Below are 18,584 nucleotides of genomic sequence, written 5' to 3' on the forward strand. Positions count from 1 at the left end.
CCTGTTTGCTTCAGGCCAGTCGCGCATCTGCAGCTTTTGCCGCCTGCAAGGTGTTTTCCAGCAGCATCGCTACTGTCATCGGTCCAACACCGCCTGGAACCGGAGTAATCCACGCAGCTCGCTCTGACGCTGGCATAAATTCCACATCGCCGCATAAACGGCCGTCTTCCAGTCGATTGATACCCACATCGATGACTGTAGCACCCTGCTTGATCCAGGCCCCCTTAACCAACTCCGGACGCCCTACCGCCACCACCAGAATGTCGGCCTGACTCACAAATTCAGCCAGATTTTTGGTGAAGCGGTGACAAGTCGTCACGGTACATCCCGCCAACAGCAACTCCAGCCCCATCGGGCGACCTACGTGATTGGAAGAGCCTACCACTACCGCATTCAGACCTTTCAGATCATCATGCGCCATAGCCAGCAAACGCATCACGCCATACGGCGTACACGATCGCAAGGTCGGCATACGTACCGCAAGGCGGCCAATGTTATAAGGATGAAAACCATCCACATCCTTGTCCGGATGAATCCGCTCGATCACTGTTTCAGAGTCGATCTGCGGCGGCAACGGCATTTGCACCAATATCCCGTGCACATCCACATCGCTGTTTAACTCATCAATCAAGGCCAGCAACTCTGCCTGAGAAGTGCTGGCAGGCAAATCATACGAAATTGAACGCACCCCGGCCTTGATGCAAGCATTGCGTTTATTGCGCACATAAATGCCTGATGCCGGATCATTCCCCACCAGAATCACTGCGAGTGCCGGCGTAGCGAGCCCCGAAGCTTCCCGGCCAGTCACCTGCGTCTGGATATTGGTAATGATCTTTTCGGATAAACTTTTTCCATCGAGGAGTTGGGCAGACATAATGTACACAGGCGTTGGATTAAAGATGCAATCATCTCATTTTTACCTACCAACTTTCAAGATGGGTGTTGACGAAATCACGCATGACGCGTATAGTTTCGGTCTTTCGGGGCGTAGCGTAGTCTGGTAGCGCGCCTGGTTTGGGACCAGGATGTCGGGAGTTCGAATCTCTCCGCCCCGACCAAGTTTCTTTGTTAAAAACAAGTATACTTAGTGTATATTAAGTAGTTCCTTCATCTGCAAGGCGGTCATGGTGCCGGTTTATGAGCTGCCCGTAGCTCAACCGGATAGAGCACCAGCCTTCTAAGCTGGGGGTTACAGGTTCGATTCCTGTCGGGCAGGCCAAGTTTCCAGTTTCAACGGTGGATGTAGCTCAGTTGGTAGAGCCCCGGATTGTGATTCCGGTTGTCGTGGGTTCGAGCCCCATCATTCACCCCAAAAAATCAAGCACCTAGCGCATAATTGCCTAGGTGCTTTTTAATTGCCAATCGAAACACGCACAGCGCCAAGCCAACACTTCAATCGAAAATTTTGCCGTCTGCGCTTACACTATCCACTAAAATCCAGTCATCCGGAACTTAGCGCTTCGTCCGTAAACGTTTGCACAAACTGGATATCCGCAAAGGCATACTGACGGTCTATTCCGACGAGCCCCCCTCACGGCCGCTGCCGCCGGTTGCGGTAGACGGGCCCGGCCGGGCGCGCGCCGTCAACGGCACGATCAGCTACATGCCACCGCTGTTCGGCCTGATGCTGGCAGGCGAAGTAATCCGCAGACTGTTGCAGCCGTTCGCCGTACGTTAAATCCGGGATTGGGCAGGTGGTGATGCCAATTTCTGGCAATAAAAAACCCCCATGGCGTAAGCCCTGGGGGTTTCTGGAATGGGTGTCTGACGATGACCTACTTTCACATGGGTAATCCACACTATCATCGGCGCGGTCCCGTTTCACGGCCCTGTTCGGGATGGGAAGGGGTGGTTCCAGGACGCTATGGTCGTCAGACGTAAACGGTTGGGCATGTCACAGATTTTATGTCTTATGACATGCGCCTTATTCGGAAGAAGTAAAGTTCTGGTTTGCGTGTTATACACGCATGTTTCAATTGTATCGCGCTTTATTAACCCAACCTGCTACTTAAGGTTATAGGGTCAAGCCTCACGGGCAATTAGTACTGGTAAGCTTAATGCATTACTGCACTTCCACACCCAGCCTATCAACGTCCTGGTCTCGAACGACCCTTCAGGGGGGTCTAGCCCCGGGAAATCTCATCTTAAGGCGAGTTTCACGCTTAGATGCTTTCAGCGTTTATCTCTTCCGGATTTAGCTACCCGGCGATACCACTGGCGTGATAACCGGTACACCAGAGATCCGTCCACTCCGGTCCTCTCGTACTAGGAGCAGGTCCCTTCAAATTTCCAGCGCCCACGGCAGATAGGGACCAAACTGTCTCACGACGTTTTAAACCCAGCTCACGTACCACTTTAAATGGCGAACAGCCATACCCTTGGGACCGGCTACAGCCCCAGGATGTGATGAGCCGACATCGAGGTGCCAAACTCCCCCGTCGATGTGAACTCTTGGGAGGAATCAGCCTGTTATCCCCAGAGTACCTTTTATCCGTTGAGCGATGGCCCTTCCATACAGAACCACCGGATCACTATGACCTGCTTTCGCACCTGCTCGACTTGTCAGTCTCGCAGTCAAGCATCCTTTTGCCATTGCACTATCGCTACGATTTCCGACCGTAGCTAGGATACCTTCGTGCTCCTCCGTTACGCTTTGGGAGGAGACCGCCCCAGTCAAACTGCCTACCATGCACGGTCCCCGATCCAGATAATGGACCTAGGTTAGAATCTCAAACACACCAGGGTGGTATTTCAAGGTCGGCTCCACGAGAACTGGCGTCCCCGCTTCAATGCCTCCCACCTATCCTACACAAGTCTGTTCAAAATCCAATGCAAAGCTACAGTAAAGGTTCATGGGGTCTTTCCGTCTAGCCGCGGGTAGATTGCATCTTCACAAACACTTCAACTTCGCTGAGTCTCAGGAGGAGACAGTGTGGCCATCGTTACGCCATTCGTGCGGGTCGGAACTTACCCGACAAGGAATTTCGCTACCTTAGGACCGTTATAGTTACGGCCGCCGTTTACTGGGGCTTCGATCAAGAGCTTGCACCCCATCAATTAACCTTCCAGCACCGGGCAGGCGTCACACTCTATACGTCCACTTTCGTGTTTGCAGAGTGCTGTGTTTTTATTAAACAGTCGCAGCCACCTTTTCACTGCAACCCTGTTCTGCTCCGCGAGCAAGTCGCTTCACATACTAGGGGCACACCTTCTCCCGAAGTTACGGTGTTAATTTGCCGAGTTCCTTCTCCTGAGTTCTCTCAAGCGCCTTAGGATTCTCACCCTGCCCACCTGTGTCGGTTTGCGGTACGGTCGTCCTTGAACTGAAGCTTAGTGGCTTTTCTTGGAAGCAGGGTATCGCTCACTTCAGTGCCGTAGCACCTCGTCATCATGTCTCAGCATTAAACCCCCGGATTTGCCTAAGGATTCTGCCTACACACTTAAACCAACTATTCCAACAGTTGGCTGAGTTAACCTTCTCCGTCCCCACATCGCATTCAAGGCCGGTACAGGAATATTAACCTGTTTCCCATCGACTACGCTTCTCAGCCTCGCCTTAGGAGCCGACTCACCCTGCGCCGATGAACGTTGCGCAGGAAACCTGGGGCTTTCGGCGAACGGGCTTTTCACCCGTTTTATCGCTACTCATGTCAGCATTCGCACTTCTGATACCTCCAGCAAGGTTCACACCTCACCTTCGCAGGCCTACAGAACGCTCTCCTACCATATGTACAAGTACATATCCGTAGCTTCGGTGCACAGTTTGAGCCCCGTTACATCTTCCGCGCAGGACGACTCGACCAGTGAGCTATTACGCTTTCTTTAAATGATGGCTGCTTCTAAGCCAACATCCTGGCTGTCTATGCCTTCCCACATCGTTTACCACTTAACTGTGTCTTTGGGACCTTAGCTGACGGTCTGGGTTGTTTCCCTTTTGACACCGGACGTTAGCACCCGATGTCTGTCTCCCACGCTCGCACTCTTCGGTATTCGGAGTTTGCAATGGGTTGGTAAGTCGTGATGACCCCCTAGCCATAACAGTGCTCTACCCCGAAGGTGATACGTGAGGCACTACCTAAATAGTTTTCGGAGAGAACCAGCTATTTCCAGATTTGTTTAGCCTTTCACCCCTATCCACAGCTCATCCCCTAATTTTTCAACATTAGTGGGTTCGGACCTCCAGTGCGTGTTACCGCACCTTCATCCTGGCCATGGATAGATCATCTGGTTTCGGGTCTACGCCCAGCAACTATCGCCCTTATCAGACTCGGTTTCCCTTCGCCTCCCCTATTCGGTTAAGCTCGCTACTGAACGTAAGTCGCTGACCCATTATACAAAAGGTACGCAGTCACGGATCAAGTCCGCTCCCACTGTTTGTATGCATGCGGTTTCAGGATCTATTTCACTCCCCTCCCGGGGTTCTTTTCGCCTTTCCCTCACGGTACTGGTTCACTATCGGTCGATTACGAGTATTTAGCCTTGGAGGATGGTCCCCCCATGTTCAGACAGGATTTCTCGTGTCCCGCCCTACTTGTCGCAAACTTAGTTCTACACACAGGTTTTCACATACGGGACTATCACCCACTATGGTCCATCTTTCCAGAAGGTTCTGTTAACGTGTGTGCTATATCTTGCAGGCTCCTCCGCGTTCGCTCGCCACTACTTGCGGAATCTCGGTTGATTTCTTTTCCTCGAGCTACTTAGATGTTTCAGTTCGCCCGGTTCGCCCCACTGAGCCTATGTATTCAGCCCAGGGTACCCCTAAGGGTGGGTTTCCCCATTCGGATATCTGCGGATCAAAGCTTGCTTGCCAGCTCCCCGCAGCTTTTCGCAGGCTGCAACGTCCTTCTTCGCCTGTAATCGCCAAGGCATCCACCACATGCACTTAGTCGCTTGACCCTATAACCTTAAGCGCCTTTTTCAAGGCTATCCGGTTACAGGTTAATAAAGCGCTTATGACCCGGCATCGCTCGACTAAAAGCCATGCCGGTTGATACAATCAAAACCCATTTGTTAACGCCCTTCCTCATCACGCTTGCGCGCGACGCGTCCAGTCGTCAACCTTTACTTCTTCCTGTTTGTTAAAGAGCTTTCACACTAAAGCGTGAGGTCTGACGCGTCTTCAACGCGGCACACCTGACACTTCAAGTCAGGCTACAATTGTTTCTTCGCTACGCACATTGCGTTCTACTGCGGCCTTGCTCAATTTGATTATTCATCAATCAAGCAGGGTGTTTGGTGGAGGATGACGGGATCGAACCGACGACCCTCTGCTTGCAAAGCAGATGCTCTCCCAGCTGAGCTAATCCCCCGTAATCTTGGTGGGTCTGGTTGGGCTCGAACCAACGACCCCCGCGTTATCAACACGGTGCTCTAACCAACTGAGCTACAGACCCTGTAGCAGGATCTAGTCGTGTCGGGCTACTCCGCTCTGCTGTCTACGGTTCGCCTTCTTCGCGCCATTCCCTGTGCGTCGCTGACAACCGATAAGTGTGAGTATTTACAGCAGCTTCTCTAGAAAGGAGGTGATCCAGCCGCAGGTTCCCCTACGGCTACCTTGTTACGACTTCACCCCAGTCATGAATCCTACCGTGGTAAGCGCTCTCCTCGCGGTTAAGCTACCTACTTCTGGTAATACCCACTCCCATGGTGTGACGGGCGGTGTGTACAAGGCCCGGGAACGTATTCACCGCGACATGCTGATCCGCGATTACTAGCGATTCCGACTTCATGCAGTCGAGTTGCAGACTACAATCCGGACTACGATCGGCTTTCTGGGATTAGCTCCCCCTCGCGGGTTGGCAACCCTCTGTACCGACCATTGTATTACGTGTGAAGCCCTACCCATAAGGGCCATGAGGACTTGACGTCATCCCTACCTTCCTCCGGTTTGTCACCGGCAGTCTCATTAAAGTGCCCAACTCAATGATGGCAATTAATGACAAGGGTTGCGCTCGTTGCGGGACTTAACCCAACATCTCACGACACGAGCTGACGACAGCCATGCAGCACCTGTGTCTAAGTTCTCTTTCAAGCACCAAGCCATCTCTGGCAAGTTCTTAGCATGTCAAGGGTAGGTAAGGTTTTTCGCGTTGCATCGAATTAATCCACATAATCCACCGCTTGTGCGGGCCCCCGTCAATTCCTTTGAGTTTTAATCTTGCGACCGTACTCCCCAGGCGGTCAACTTCACGCGTTAGCTGCGTTACTAAGGAGGTCTCCCTCCCCAACAACTAGTTGACATCGTTTAGGGCGTGGACTACCAGGGTATCTAATCCTGTTTGCTACCCACGCTTTCGTGCATGAGCGTCAGTGTCGACCCAGGGGGCTGCCTTCGCCATCGGTATTCCTCCACATATCTACGCATTTCACTGCTACACGTGGAATTCTACCCCCCTCTGCCGCACTCTAGTCTTTCAGTTTCCAACGCAGTTCCCAGGTTAAGCCCGGGGATTTCACATCAGACTTGAAAAACCGCCTGCGCACGCTTTACGCCCAGTAATTCCGATTAACGCTCGCACCCTACGTATTACCGCGGCTGCTGGCACGTAGTTAGCCGGTGCTTCTTCTGCAGGTACCGTCATTAATCATGGGTATTAGCCACAATCGTTTCTTCCCTGCTGAAAGAGCTTTACAACCCGAAGGCCTTCTTCACTCACGCGGAATGGCTGGATCAGGCTTGCGCCCATTGTCCAAAATTCCCCACTGCTGCCTCCCGTAGGAGTCTGGACCGTGTCTCAGTTCCAGTGTGGCTGATCATCCTCTCAGACCAGCTACTGATCGTCGCCTTGGTAGGCCTTTACCCCACCAACTAGCTAATCAGACGTCGGCCGCTCCAATAACGCAAGGTCTTGCGATCCCCTGCTTTCCCCCTCGGGGCGTATGCGGTATTAGCACAGCTTTCGCTGCGTTATCCCCCATTACTGGATACGTTCCGACGCATTACTCACCCGTTCGCCACTCGCCACCAGACCGAAGCCCGTGCTGCCGTTCGACTTGCATGTGTAAAGCATTCCGCCAGCGTTCAATCTGAGCCAGGATCAAACTCTTCAGTTTAATTCCTGTTCGCTACTCGCCATCTTCCGAAAAAAACAACTTTCGCCGTCGCTTGCTCACAATATCTCTATTTCAAGCATGCGTATTTACTACAATAGTTTTTAGCTTCGCTATCCCGCCACGGTCTCCCGGAACAAAACAACAAAACCGCTACCGTAAATACCCACACTTATCGGTTGTCCAATTGTTAAAGAGCTGTGTCGTCAGCCAGCCTTTTCTTGCTCTGCGCTAACAACGAGGTGCGAATTATACAGCGCATAAAACACCTGTCAACTGTTTTCATCAGGTTTGATAAATTTTATATTCCGGCGGCTTGTCCATGCCAGCATAGCCACCCCGACAAACATGAGCACACCGAATCCTGCCACCGTCTGGATAACCGGCATTTTGGCAGCCAGTCCATAACCACTGACCAATAGCAGCATGGCGATATTTTCATATAAATTCTGTGCTGCCAGTGCACGCCCCACCCCCACACTCTGGTGTCCGATGCGCTGCAGCAATGCGTTTAGCGGCACAACAAACAAGCCGCCACTGATACCAAGCACGATGAGCAACAACATTACAGGCAACAGCGTCGTTTGCACGGACAACAGCAAAATAACCGGCCCTATCATCAAGCCGCCGATGTAAGCAAGGCGCACATCCTCCAGTTTCACCATGACGGATGCCAGCGCCGCACCAACCACAATCCCGACGGATAATGCCCCCATCAAATTTGCCGGCGTTTGATTATCGTTGATACCCAACGCCACCGGCACCCATACAAACAACATCAAACGCAATGTCGCGCCACTTCCCCAGAACAGGCTGGTGCCGAGCAAGCTCATGCGCGCCGCCGGCTCATGCCCCAATATACGCAAAACACTCCAGAACTCTCGCGAGATCTTTGCGAATCGCCAACTGCGGACATTACGTTCAGGATGAAGCCGCGGAATAAACAAATTAAACACAGCGGCCGCGGCGTATATGGCAATCACGCTCACCAGCGCCACCGTAAGCGACTTGTCGGCCAGCATCCCGCCCAGAACCACGCCCAGCAATATTGCGGCGATGGTAGAACCTTCCAGCCAGCCGTTAGCCTTAACCAGTCTGTCCGCACCGAAAAACTGGCTCAGGATGCCATATTTGGCTGGCGAATAAATTGTCGCGCCTATACCCACAATCAAGTACGCTGCAATCGGGTACACGTCTGCCAGCATCAATCCGGTTCCGCACAGCTTGATGGCATTGCCTATCAGCATCACCCTGCCTTTGGGCAATGAATCCGCAAATGCACCTGCAAAGGGCGCCAACACAATAAAAGGCAATATAAAGCCGGCCTGAATCCAGCTAATGCGGTCAGCCTGACCGGCGAGTTTCATCAATGCGATCGCAGCAATCAACAGCGCGTTATCGGCCAGCGCAGATAAAAACTGCGCGCCGAGCAAAGCGAGCATGGGCCTGGCACTCAACCGCAAATTCAGATTGTCCCGACTCACTCGTTTGCTCCCATTGATTTCAACTTCACATAATCTACCTTGCCTGTCCCGAGCAACGGCAAGGTATCGACATGAATCACTTTGCGCGGCACCGCGATTTCAGGTTGTCCGCTTTCCTGCGCTGCTTGCTGCAAGCGTTCACGATCCAGATTCGTATCGGTGGTATACAACCAAATCGTTTCGCCGCGCTGCAAATCAGGCTGGGTCGTCGCCGCATGCACAAAACCGGAAGAAGCATGATTTGCTATATTTTCAACCGCTTCCAGCGACACCATTTCACCCGCCACTTTTGCAAATCGTTTTACACGTCCGCGTATATAAATAAACCCCTGCTCATCCTTATCAACAATATCACCCGTCTCATACCATCCTTTCCCCAATACCGATTCAGGAGACTCCAGCACACCGGGATGTTCGGCGCGCAGATATCCGGACATTAAATTCGGCCCGCGCACATACAGCATTCCTCCTGCCGCTATGCCAGGCACCGGGATTATGCGTGATTCGATACCCGGCAAAAGCTGCCCAACCGAGCCTCTTTTGAAAGCCATGGGTGTATTCACCGCAAGAACCGGCGCTGTTTCAGTCGCACCGTAACCCTCCAGAATGCGGATTCCGAACTTTTCAAACCACAAGTCACGGACGCTATCGCTTACTTTTTCGGCACCCGCCACCACATAACGCACCCGATAAAAATCATAAGGATGCGCGAATTTAGCGTAATTTCCCAGAAATGTGCCGGTACCAAACAATATCGTGCAGCTTTTATCGTAAACCAGCTCGGGAATGATGCGATAGTGCAATGGACTCGGGTATAAAAACACATTCATACCTGTCAAAACCGGCATCAAGGTGCCCCCTGTGAGCCCGAACGAATGGAACATCGGCAGCGCGTTAAACACCTTATCCGTCGGCTGCATATCAATCACAGCGCGCACCTGGGCAACATTGGACAACAATGCCCGGTGCGACAGCACCACACCCTTGGGCTTGCCTTCGGAGCCGGAAGTAAACAATACCACCGCAGCAGATTCGGGATCGCCAGCCCGTAAAACAAATTGAGGAAAATACGTGCCTGCCAGCAACCACAATTTGTCGGTCCAACTTAAACTCGCCCGCAAATCCTCCAGATAGATCAAGCTGATTCCATTCAAGCCCTGAACGGCATCCGTCAAATTCACCTTGTCCAGAAAAGCCCGCGAGGTCAATATCCAGCGCACCTCGGCAGCAGCGCATGCACTCGCCATGCCGTCCCGGCCAGCCGTATGATTAATCATCGCCGCAATCCGATTTAGCGCCGACAAGCCGAATATCGCCCCCACTGTCGCAATCAGATTGGGCAGCAGCACTCCGACCCGCTCGCCAGCGACAGTATCGCGTTGCAATACACGGGCGATTGCCAGCGACATTTTCCATAAAGTACGATAACTCATCGGCACCCGCCGGATATCTTCAATCACTTTGCGCTTGCTGCCATATATCGTCATGGTCTCGATCAATGCCTGCCATAGAGTCTGGCGCGGCCGCGAATGAAACAGCATATCCTGCATGATCAGCCGCAAAACTTCGCCGGAATGCTTGCGTCGCAGTTTTGCACTCGGCAAATCCGGCATGGGGATATACGTTGCTGACTGTATGCTAATACGGATCGCAGGAAACAGATGATGCGGATAAGCTCCGGTCAACCGGCTAAAATACGAGCGCGCAGGCCCATCCAGCCGTACCGGCACTACTGCAGCACCTGTCCTCGCCGCAATAAATGCAGGACCATCGTAAACCTTCATCAGGCTACCGGTCAGGGTGATACGGCCTTCAGGAAAAATAACCACCGGGCGCCCCGCTTCCACCAGTTTCAAAATCTTTTTTATCGCCATCGGCTGCGCGGGGTCAACCGCCAAATAATCCGCCAGCTTCAAGAACACCCGCAGTACCGGATGCGCCGCTACCCAGCTATGCACGATGAATACCGGTTCAACCGGTAAAAACAGGCCCAACAACAGGCCATCCAGGAATGATTCGTGATTGGCGACAATCAGCGTCCGCGGGTGCCCAAACGCCCGCAAATCGCCTTCGACCTTGACCCGGAATACAATACGACACAACCAGCGCAATATCGCCTTGAATACGGACATCAGCACATTTACCCCCAACCCTTTTAATTATGCACACCTTGAAACTGCGCGCCTCAAATCTGATGCAAAGAATCCGTTAAGGCGACCACCACAAAAGTTATAATGGTAGCAAGGAGAACCCATATGCGCCCCATCATTTCACTTATCGCCGCAATGGCCAAAAATCGTGTTATCGGCATCCGCAATACCCTGCCATGGCAACTGCCTGCAGATTTGCAGCACTTCAAGAAACTGACGCTCGGCCATCCCGTCATCATGGGACGCAAAACCTTCGAATCAATCGGCCGACCGCTTCCCGGTCGCCTTAACATCATTATTTCACGTAACGGTTACAAGGCACCCGCCGAATGCAAGGTGGCCGATTCCATTGCTGCCGCCATCGCACTTTGTGCCGGTCATGACGAAGCTTTTTTCATCGGCGGCGAGCAATTATATCGGCAAGCCTTGCCAGTTGCCGATCGCCTGTACCTCACGGAAATTGATACCGAGATCGAAGGCGACGCATGGTTCCCGGAATTTGATCCGCATGACTGGAAGGAAACTCAGCGCGAATCCCATTATGACGACAACAACGGTTTTGGGTACAATTTCGTCATCTATCAACACAAACCTACAGGAAATGACGCCTCATGAAAATCGCACACATAGTCCCCATTACACTTGCCATCAGCAGCATAATCTTTACCAGCAATCCTGGCATTGCCGGTGAAATAGACGGCGGCGCCGTGCTCGGAGCCGCTTTGGGTGGCGCCGCCGGCGCCGCCATTGGCTCCCAAGTCGGCGGCAGAAACGGCGCCATTCTAGGTGGAGCGATTGGCGGCGGCACCGGGGCCGCAGTCGGGTCAAACAGCAGCCGCACATACAGCCGCCACTATGAAGACGATGACCGCTATCATCATGACAATGGCAGACATGAAGGCGAATATCATCGCCACAAACATGACGACTGAAACATTAATATGACAGACAATAAAAAAGGCGCTAAAAGCGCCTTTTTTATTGTCTGTCACTCAGAACAAATCAACTCCAGGAACGGTTACCATTGCTACGGTTACCATTACCGCTTTTGAAACCGCCGCCAGCACCCTGACCATCACGACGGGCACCGCCGGAACCAGCAGGACGCGACGCGCCATCACGACGTGGCGCGGCACCTGCCGTATTGGCAGACTGCCCCCATGTATTACCGTTCGCAGCGGCACCATTGCTATTGCGATTAGCGGTACCGGCGTTGCTATTATTGCCATAACCGCTATTACCATAGCCACCACCACTGCGACGCGGCTCACCCTGACCGGAAGGACGTCCACCACGGCCACCATTACCAGGACGGCCGCTCGGCGCGCTGGTGCGCGGTTTGAGCTTTGGCTCAAGACCTTCGATTACCTGGGCAGGAATCAATTGACCGGTAAAACGCTCGATGCGCTTCAATTGCATGGAATCCCGTGGACTGGCCAGCGACACCGCAATACCCGATGCACCGGCACGACCGGTACGACCAATACGGTGCACATAATCCTCCGGATTTTTCGGCAGATCATAGTTAATCACGTGAGTGATGCCTGGCACGTCCAGACCGCGCGCAGCAACGTCAGTCGCCACCAGCAAACGAATAGAACCATGACGCATCTGGGTAATGGTACGGTTACGCGCACCTTGATGCATATCGCCATGCAATGCAGCCACTTTGTGGCCCGCCGCTTGCAGATCATCCGCTAGGCTATCGGCATCACGCTTGGTAGCAGTGAAGATAATGGCCTGATTGATATCAACGTCATTAACCAGGTGAGTCAATACGCGATTTTTATGCGACAAATCGTCCACATAATGCATGTGCTGAGTAATATTCTCATGACGCGCCTGCTGATGCGCGATTTCAATGCGTTTCGGTGTTTTCAGCAACTGGGTTGCCAAACGGGCAATATTGCCTTCAAACGTTGCGGAGAACATCACGGTCTGGCGCGTATCAGGGGTCGACATCGCAATGCGTTCCACATCATCGAAGAAGCCCATATCCAGCATGCGGTCGGCCTCATCCAGAATCAGCATTTCCAGGCGCGAGAAATCAATGCGGCCGCGCTCGATGTGATCGATCAGACGACCGGGGGTCGCCACCAGCACTTCAAACGGCTGGGATAACATCTTGTTTTGGATAGGGTAAGGCATGCCGCCCAGAATGCTGACCACTTTAACGCGACGCAAATGCTTGCTGTATTTCTCAGCAGCAGCCGTCACCTGCAAAGCCAGTTCACGAGTAGGGGTCAACACCAGGATACGCGGACCGCGACCGGCCACGGGGCTGGGCGTAGATAACTTTTCCAGTGCAGGCAACATGAAAGCAGCTGTTTTACCGGTACCGGTTTGCGCAGAAGCCAGCAAGTCATGGCCTTCCAGAATTAACGGAATAGCTTGTTCCTGAATAGGCGTTGCCTGAGTATAGCCGGAATCGACCAGTGCTTTAACGAGGGATTCATTGAGACCTAGAGTTTCAAAAGACACAGAATTTTCCTTAAAAATAAACGCGAAGCATAGCCAACGGGGGGTAGGCTATGCATATCAGCCATCCACTGCCGGCGCGGAAACATCGTCGCTAACCGGGTGGAGCTGCGCCTTCAGGAAAAACTGCTGAAACGCTATAAGGTCAGGGATCGATGGCGTGTTAAAAAACACGCGCCCAGTCAATCGTTCAACTTGACTGGAGAAGTCGCATTGTACAGCAATATCACAATAAATCAAGCAAATGCTAATATTTTAATAAATCATACATATTTAACATGCTATAATTTCTGGTTTATCAGAACCGGAAACAATCAAACATGTCCCGCGCGCTCAGAAATATCGCCATTATCGCTCACGTTGACCATGGCAAAACCACTTTAGTGGATAAACTCCTTCAGCAATCAGGCACATTCGCCGCTCACCAGTCTGTAACCGAGCGCGTAATGGACAGCAATGATCTGGAAAAAGAACGCGGCATTACCATTACCGCCAAAAACACCGCTCTGGAATACAACGGCTACCATATCAATATCGTCGACACCCCGGGTCACGCCGACTTCGGTGGCGAAGTGGAACGCGTGCTGTCCATGGTTGACGGCGTATTGCTGCTGGTAGACGCTGTAGACGGCCCCATGCCGCAGACCCGTTTCGTGACCCGCAAAGCATTGGCGCTGGGATTAAAGCCCATCGTCGTGGTCAACAAAGTTGACCGTCCCGGCGCACGCCCTGACTTCGTGGTCAACGCCACCTTCGACCTGTTCGACAAGCTTGGCGCAACTGAAGAGCAACTGGATTTCCCGGTTGTTTACGCATCTGCCTTAAACGGTTTCGCCATGCTGGACATGAGCGAAACCAGCGACAACATGAGCGCACTGTTTGAAACCGTGCTTAAACACGTACCAGCACCCGCCGGCGATCCTGAAGCACCGTTACAGCTGCAGATTTCTGCACTGGATTACTCCAGCTTCGTCGGCCGTATCGGCGTCGGCCGCATCAGCAATGGCCGCATCAAGCCAGGCCAGACCGTAGTGGTCATGAATGGTCCGGAAGGCACGCCCAAAGCAGGCCGCATCAATCAGGTGCTAGGCTTCCAGGGACTTAACCGCGTTTTAGTGGATGAAGCCGAAGCAGGCGATATCGTCCTGATCAACGGCATCGAAGAAATCGGCATTGGCGTCACCATTTGCGACAAGGAAAACCCACAGGCGCTGCCGATGCTGAAAGTGGACGAGCCAACCTTGACCATGACATTCCAGGTCAACAGCTCACCGCTGGCCGGCACTGAAGGCAAATTCGTCACCAGCCGCCAGATCCGCGACCGCCTGAACAAGGAACTGCTCACCAACGTCGCACTGAAGGTAGAAGATACCGACGATGCCGACACCTTCCTGGTTTCCGGTCGCGGCGAATTGCACCTGACCATCCTACTCGAAAACATGCGCCGCGAAGGTTTCGAAATCGCCGTATCCAAGCCACGCGTCGTGTTCAAGGAAATCAATGGCGAGAAGTGTGAACCATACGAAGCCCTCACCGTTGACGTTGAGGAAGTCAATCAGGGCGGCATCATGGAAGAGCTCGGCCGTCGCCGTGGCGACCTGCAAGACATGCAACCGGACGGTCAGGGGCGCGTACGTCTGGAATACCGCATCCCTGCCCGCGGTCTGATCGGCTTCCAGTCGGAGTTCATGACCCTGACCCGCGGTACCGGCATCATGGCCCACGTATTTGACGATTACGGCCCGATGAAAGCCGATATGCCTAGCCGTCGCAATGGCGTGCTGATCTCCCAGGAGCAAGGCGAAGCCGTGGCTTACGCATTATGGAAACTGGAAGATCGCGGCCGCATGTTCGTATCCCCGGGAGATAAACTGTACGAAGGCATTATCATCGGCATTCACAGCCGCGACAACGATCTGGTTGTGAACCCGATCAAAGGCAAGCAGCTTACCAACGTTCGCGCCTCCGGTACGGATGAAGCCGTGCGCCTGACTCCGGCAATGAAAATGACGCTGGAATCGGCAGTGGAATTTATCGAAGACGACGAGCTGGTGGAAATCACCCCGCAGTCCATCCGTATTCGCAAACGTTATCTGACCGAAAACGAACGCAAGCGTAATCGCTAAAAATCGGTTAACACGACAGCTTGACAAGGTGGAATCGCGCGAGCGGCTCCACCTTTTGCTTTTTCTAGGAAGTACCTGCTAAGCCTTTATTTTATCGCTGTTTCGTGATATTTTATTCAAGATTTTTTAACCATAACTAATGGAGTAATACCATGGCTGTTGAACGTACCCTGTCGATTATCAAACCTGACGCAGTTGCCAAGAATGTGATTGGCAAAATCTACCAGCGTTTCGAAGATGCCGGCCTGAAAATTGTTGCCGCACGCATGGTGCAGCTGTCTCGCGCCGATGCCGAAGGTTTTTACGCAGTACACAGCGCCCGTCCTTTCTTCAAGGATCTGGTTGATTTCATGATTTCCGGCCCGGTCATGGTACAAGTGCTGGAAGGCGAAAACGCCATGCAGAAAAATCGCGACCTGATGGGCGCTACCGATCCAAAGAAAGCTGATGCAGGCACCATTCGCGCCGACTTTGCCGACAGTATCGATGCCAATGCAGTACACGGCTCCGACTCCACCGAGAATGCAGCGATCGAAATCGCCTATTTTTTTCCGGCAATGAACGTTTACGCACGCTAAGCAATCCAATACGGTTTTGACCCCATAACGTTCATGCCCATCAATTTACTCGATTATGACCTGGCAGGATTAACCGCCTACTTTGCTGAACTGGGCGAAAAACCGTTTCGTGCCAAGCAGGTAATACGCTGGATGCATCATTTCGGTGTAGCCGATTTCGAGCAGATGAGCGATCTCGCCAAATCGCTACGCGAAAAACTGTCGCTTATCGCCACCGTCACGCCACCGCAAATGATGGCAGAACAATCATCGAGCGACGGTACCCGCAAATGGCTGCTGGACGTCGGCAGCATGAACGGCGTTGAAACCGTATTCATTCCTGACGATACGCGCGGCACGCTGTGCGTATCGTCCCAGGTTGGCTGTGCACTGGAATGCACGTTCTGCTCTACCGGCCGCCAGGGATTCAACCGCAATTTAAGTGTAGCCGAAATTATCGGCCAGCTTTGGTGGGCAAATCGCGCCTTGGGGCGCGACCCCAAAGGCGAGCGCATCATCACCAATGTGGTCATGATGGGCATGGGCGAACCGCTTGCCAATTACACCAATGTCGTCACCGCGCTCAATCTCATGCTGAACGATAATGCTTACGGTCTTTCGCGGCGACGCGTCACAGTCAGCACATCGGGTCTGGTACCGGCGATGGACAGATTGCGTGAGGATTGCCCCGTCGCTTTGGCGGTATCATTGCATGCACCCAACGACACTTTGCGCGATGAAATCGTGCCTATCAATCAGAAATACCCGCTGGCGGAGCTCATGGCAGCTTGCCAACGCTATCTGGAAAAGGCGCCACGAGATTTTGTAACCTTTGAGTACGTCATGCTCGACGGCATCAATGATCAGCCCGAGCATGCCCGCCAACTCGTCGCACTGGTCCGCGATGTACCTTGCAAATTCAATCTGATTCCGTTTAATCCGTTTCCGAATTCCGGTTACCTTTGTTCCAAACCCGATGCTATCCGGCGTTTTCGCGATATTCTGATGCAGGCCGGACACGTCGTCACCACCCGCAAAACGCGCGGGGAAGATATTGACGCTGCCTGTGGCCAGTTGGCCGGGCAAGTCCAAGACAAAACCAAACGTACACTACGTCGCATCGAGGTGGTTCAATGACTAAACATCAGCTTTTGCTCGCGTTTTTAATCAGTGTCATCCCATTAGGCGCAAATCCGGCTTTTGCCGAATCAAGCCAACCCACCTCGATTGCCAATCAAACTCGTGAGGAAAATCGCGCTCGCATCCATACCGAGTTAGGTGCCGCTTACTTCAGCCGCGGACAATACCAGGTCGCACTGGAAGAGTTGCACGACGCCCTGTCTTCGGATAACAATTATGCGCCAGCTTATGGTGTCATGGGCCTGGTCTACATGGAGTTGCATGAAGACAAATCCGCCGAAAACAATTTCCGCCGGGCAATGGATTTGGCGCCAGGCGAATCCGAGATTCATAACAATTACGGCTGGTTCCTCTGTACCCGCCATCGCTATGATGAGGCGATGGATCAGTTCAACATCGCGCTCGGCAATCCGCTCTACCCATCACCCGAACGCGCGCTCACCAACGCAGGTATTTGTTCGTTACAAGCCAACAAACCCGAAGTAGCTCAAGGCTATCTGGAGAGATCGCTCAAATTCCAGCCTAACCAGGCCCAGGCACTTACCAAACTGGCGCAGATTTATTATCAGCAAGGCCGGCTGTTTGAGGCCCGTACATTGATTGAACGCTTCTTCGAAAACAACCAGCCAACAGCCGAAGCATTATGGCTGGGTGTACGCCTGGCCCGCAAACAGAATAACAAGGATGCCGAAGGCAGCTACGGCTTGCAGTTGCGCCGCCTGTTCGCCGACGCGCCGGAAACTCAGCTTCTATTGCAAGGGAAATACGACTAATGGAAATGACGGATAACAAGGAAACAACCCTATCCGTCGGTACGCGCTTGCGTACAGCGCGGCAAGCTGCGGGAATGAGCATTAATGACGTATCACAGCACATCAAACTCACCCCAAAACAAATTGCAACCATAGAAAACGATGGTTTCGAAGAACTGGGGCTGGTATTCAGCCGCGGTTTTGTCCGCAACTACGCACGCCTGGTCGGGCTTGATGCGAATGCCCTGGTGGCCGAGATGTCCAGCACCCTGCATAGCAAGACAGAATCACTGAGCATACACGACGAGCACATCCCGCTTACCAGCGGCTTATCGAAATACTGGCTGATCATGACAGCCATCGCTCTCACTCTGGTAATCGGCGTACCACTCTTGGTATACCACTGGCTCTCGGGGGATGACAACCCGCCCAAAATCGCCGCTGCCGTAGCATCCGTCGTTCAGGCAAAGCCTGCGGCAAAACCGGCGACCCCTGCGTTACCTGCCAAAACTGCTGCGCCACAACCGGTACAGCCAGTGCCGGAACCGGTTGCAACCGCTCAGCCGGATGCCGCCGCCAGCACCCCAACCGACAATCAGGCGATGGGGCGCGTACAATTCCAGTTCGACCAAGATTCCTGGGTTGAAATCCGCGACAGCAAGCAGCATACCGTGATTTCCCATTTATACCGTGCTGGCGAAACCGCCGAAGTATCAGGCTCGCCACCACTTTCGCTGGTCATCGGCAATGCGCCGCACGTCACCCTCAAATACAACGACCAGAAAGTGGATCTGACAGCACACACGGCAGCAACCGTTGCCAGACTCACCTTAGAATAGAGTGC

General features: G+C 53.0%; 12 protein-coding genes, 5 tRNA genes and 3 rRNA genes. 11 read left to right on the plus strand and 9 right to left on the minus strand.

Annotation, left to right across the window (positions count from 1 at the left end; all coding sequences use genetic code 11):
• Positions 1 to 10 precede the first annotated feature (10 nt).
• Positions 11 to 874, minus strand: a complete 864-nt coding sequence (folD, locus tag CAP31_RS10120) for a bifunctional methylenetetrahydrofolate dehydrogenase/methenyltetrahydrofolate cyclohydrolase FolD (protein WP_087447421.1) — start codon at positions 872 to 874, stop codon at positions 11 to 13.
• A gap of 107 nt (positions 875 to 981) precedes the next feature.
• Here folD and CAP31_RS10125 point away from each other — a divergent pair.
• The 4 genes from CAP31_RS10125 (at position 982) to CAP31_RS10140 (ending at position 1,678) form a co-directional block, all read left to right on the plus strand.
• A tRNA-Pro gene (locus tag CAP31_RS10125) sits at positions 982 to 1,058 on the plus strand.
• A gap of 84 nt (positions 1,059 to 1,142) precedes the next feature.
• A tRNA-Arg gene (locus CAP31_RS10130) sits at positions 1,143 to 1,219 on the plus strand.
• 17 nt (positions 1,220 to 1,236) lie between these two features.
• Positions 1,237 to 1,312: transfer RNA gene (locus tag CAP31_RS10135), tRNA-His, on the plus strand.
• A gap of 162 nt (positions 1,313 to 1,474) precedes the next feature.
• Positions 1,475 to 1,678 (plus strand): hypothetical protein, encoded by a 204-nt coding sequence (locus tag CAP31_RS10140; protein ID WP_087447422.1) that lies wholly within the window; start codon positions 1,475 to 1,477, stop codon positions 1,676 to 1,678.
• 84 nt (positions 1,679 to 1,762) lie between these two features.
• On the opposite strand, the gene rrf is transcribed toward CAP31_RS10140, so the two are convergent.
• From rrf to aas, 7 genes are all read right to left on the minus strand, one after another.
• Positions 1,763 to 1,876: ribosomal RNA gene (gene rrf / locus CAP31_RS10145) — 5S ribosomal RNA — on the minus strand.
• A gap of 142 nt (positions 1,877 to 2,018) precedes the next feature.
• Positions 2,019 to 4,899: ribosomal RNA gene (locus CAP31_RS10150) — 23S ribosomal RNA — on the minus strand.
• A 337-nt stretch (positions 4,900 to 5,236) separates the two neighbouring features.
• Positions 5,237 to 5,312 (minus strand) — tRNA-Ala (locus CAP31_RS10155).
• 7 nt (positions 5,313 to 5,319) lie between these two features.
• A tRNA-Ile gene (locus CAP31_RS10160) sits at positions 5,320 to 5,396 on the minus strand.
• A 122-nt stretch (positions 5,397 to 5,518) separates the two neighbouring features.
• Positions 5,519 to 7,056, minus strand: a 16S ribosomal RNA gene (locus CAP31_RS10165).
• Together the 16S, 23S and 5S rRNA genes with 2 tRNA genes alongside form the textbook arrangement of a ribosomal RNA operon.
• Before the next feature lie 269 nt (positions 7,057 to 7,325).
• Positions 7,326 to 8,537, minus strand: a complete 1,212-nt coding sequence (gene lplT, locus CAP31_RS10170) for a lysophospholipid transporter LplT (protein ID WP_087447423.1) — start codon at positions 8,535 to 8,537, stop codon at positions 7,326 to 7,328.
• Positions 8,534 to 10,669, minus strand: coding sequence for a bifunctional acyl-ACP--phospholipid O-acyltransferase/long-chain-fatty-acid--ACP ligase (aas, locus tag CAP31_RS10175; RefSeq protein ID WP_223247428.1), 2,136 nt, complete (start codon positions 10,667 to 10,669; stop codon positions 8,534 to 8,536). The genes lplT and aas overlap by 4 nt, the downstream gene beginning before the upstream one ends.
• Before the next feature lie 123 nt (positions 10,670 to 10,792).
• On the opposite strand from aas, the gene folA reads away from it, so the two are divergent.
• Both folA and CAP31_RS10185 read left to right on the plus strand, forming a co-directional pair.
• Positions 10,793 to 11,302 (plus strand): type 3 dihydrofolate reductase, encoded by a 510-nt coding sequence (gene folA / locus CAP31_RS10180; protein ID WP_087447424.1) that lies wholly within the window; start codon positions 10,793 to 10,795, stop codon positions 11,300 to 11,302.
• A complete protein-coding gene (locus CAP31_RS10185) occupies positions 11,299 to 11,619 on the plus strand; it encodes a hypothetical protein (protein ID WP_087447425.1) in 321 nt (106 codons plus the stop codon). The genes folA and CAP31_RS10185 overlap by 4 nt, the downstream gene beginning before the upstream one ends.
• Before the next feature lie 70 nt (positions 11,620 to 11,689).
• Here CAP31_RS10185 and CAP31_RS10190 read toward each other — a convergent pair whose 3' ends face one another.
• A complete protein-coding gene (locus tag CAP31_RS10190) occupies positions 11,690 to 13,168 on the minus strand; it encodes a DEAD/DEAH box helicase (RefSeq protein WP_087447426.1) in 1,479 nt (492 codons plus the stop codon).
• Positions 13,169 to 13,485: 317 nt separating this feature from the next.
• Between CAP31_RS10190 and typA the strand changes: the two genes are divergently transcribed.
• The 5 genes from typA (at position 13,486) to CAP31_RS10215 (ending at position 18,579) form a co-directional block, all read left to right on the plus strand.
• Positions 13,486 to 15,291, plus strand: a complete 1,806-nt coding sequence (gene typA / locus CAP31_RS10195; RefSeq protein ID WP_087447427.1) for a translational GTPase TypA — start codon at positions 13,486 to 13,488, stop codon at positions 15,289 to 15,291.
• Positions 15,292 to 15,443: 152 nt separating this feature from the next.
• Positions 15,444 to 15,869 (plus strand): nucleoside-diphosphate kinase, encoded by a 426-nt coding sequence (gene ndk, locus CAP31_RS10200; protein ID WP_087447428.1) that lies wholly within the window; start codon positions 15,444 to 15,446, stop codon positions 15,867 to 15,869.
• A gap of 33 nt (positions 15,870 to 15,902) precedes the next feature.
• On the plus strand, positions 15,903 to 16,985 hold the full coding sequence (gene rlmN / locus CAP31_RS10205; RefSeq protein ID WP_087447429.1) for a 23S rRNA (adenine(2503)-C(2))-methyltransferase RlmN: 1,083 nt from the start codon (positions 15,903 to 15,905) through the stop codon (positions 16,983 to 16,985).
• Complete coding sequence (pilW, locus tag CAP31_RS10210) at positions 16,982 to 17,761, plus strand: type IV pilus biogenesis/stability protein PilW (protein ID WP_087447430.1); 780 nt, start codon at positions 16,982 to 16,984, stop codon at positions 17,759 to 17,761. The genes rlmN and pilW overlap by 4 nt, the downstream gene beginning before the upstream one ends.
• Positions 17,761 to 18,579 (plus strand): RodZ domain-containing protein, encoded by an 819-nt coding sequence (locus tag CAP31_RS10215; RefSeq protein WP_087447431.1) that lies wholly within the window; start codon positions 17,761 to 17,763, stop codon positions 18,577 to 18,579. Before pilW ends, CAP31_RS10215 begins: the two co-directional genes overlap by 1 nt.
• The last annotated feature ends 5 nt before the right edge of the window (positions 18,580 to 18,584 follow it).

Source organism: Sulfuriferula sp. AH1 (assembly GCF_002162035.1).
Lineage (GTDB): Bacteria > Pseudomonadota > Gammaproteobacteria > Burkholderiales > Sulfuriferulaceae > Sulfuriferula.

What these genes read in the sequence shown, in the direction of transcription:
- folD (WP_087447421.1), bottom strand. Translation starts at nt 874, where the DNA reads ATGTCTGCCCAACTCCTCGATGGAAAAAGTTTATCCGAAAAGATCATT.
- aas (WP_223247428.1), bottom strand. Translation starts at nt 10,669, where the DNA reads ATGTCCGTATTCAAGGCGATATTGCGCTGGTTGTGTCGTATTGTATTC.
- folA (WP_087447424.1), top strand. Translation starts at nt 10,793, where the DNA reads ATGCGCCCCATCATTTCACTTATCGCCGCAATGGCCAAAAATCGTGTT.
- CAP31_RS10185 (WP_087447425.1), top strand. Translation starts at nt 11,299, where the DNA reads ATGAAAATCGCACACATAGTCCCCATTACACTTGCCATCAGCAGCATA.
- typA (WP_087447427.1), top strand. Translation starts at nt 13,486, where the DNA reads ATGTCCCGCGCGCTCAGAAATATCGCCATTATCGCTCACGTTGACCAT.
- ndk (WP_087447428.1), top strand. Translation starts at nt 15,444, where the DNA reads ATGGCTGTTGAACGTACCCTGTCGATTATCAAACCTGACGCAGTTGCC.
- rlmN (WP_087447429.1), top strand. Translation starts at nt 15,903, where the DNA reads ATGCCCATCAATTTACTCGATTATGACCTGGCAGGATTAACCGCCTAC.
- pilW (WP_087447430.1), top strand. Translation starts at nt 16,982, where the DNA reads ATGACTAAACATCAGCTTTTGCTCGCGTTTTTAATCAGTGTCATCCCA.
- CAP31_RS10215 (WP_087447431.1), top strand. Translation starts at nt 17,761, where the DNA reads ATGGAAATGACGGATAACAAGGAAACAACCCTATCCGTCGGTACGCGC.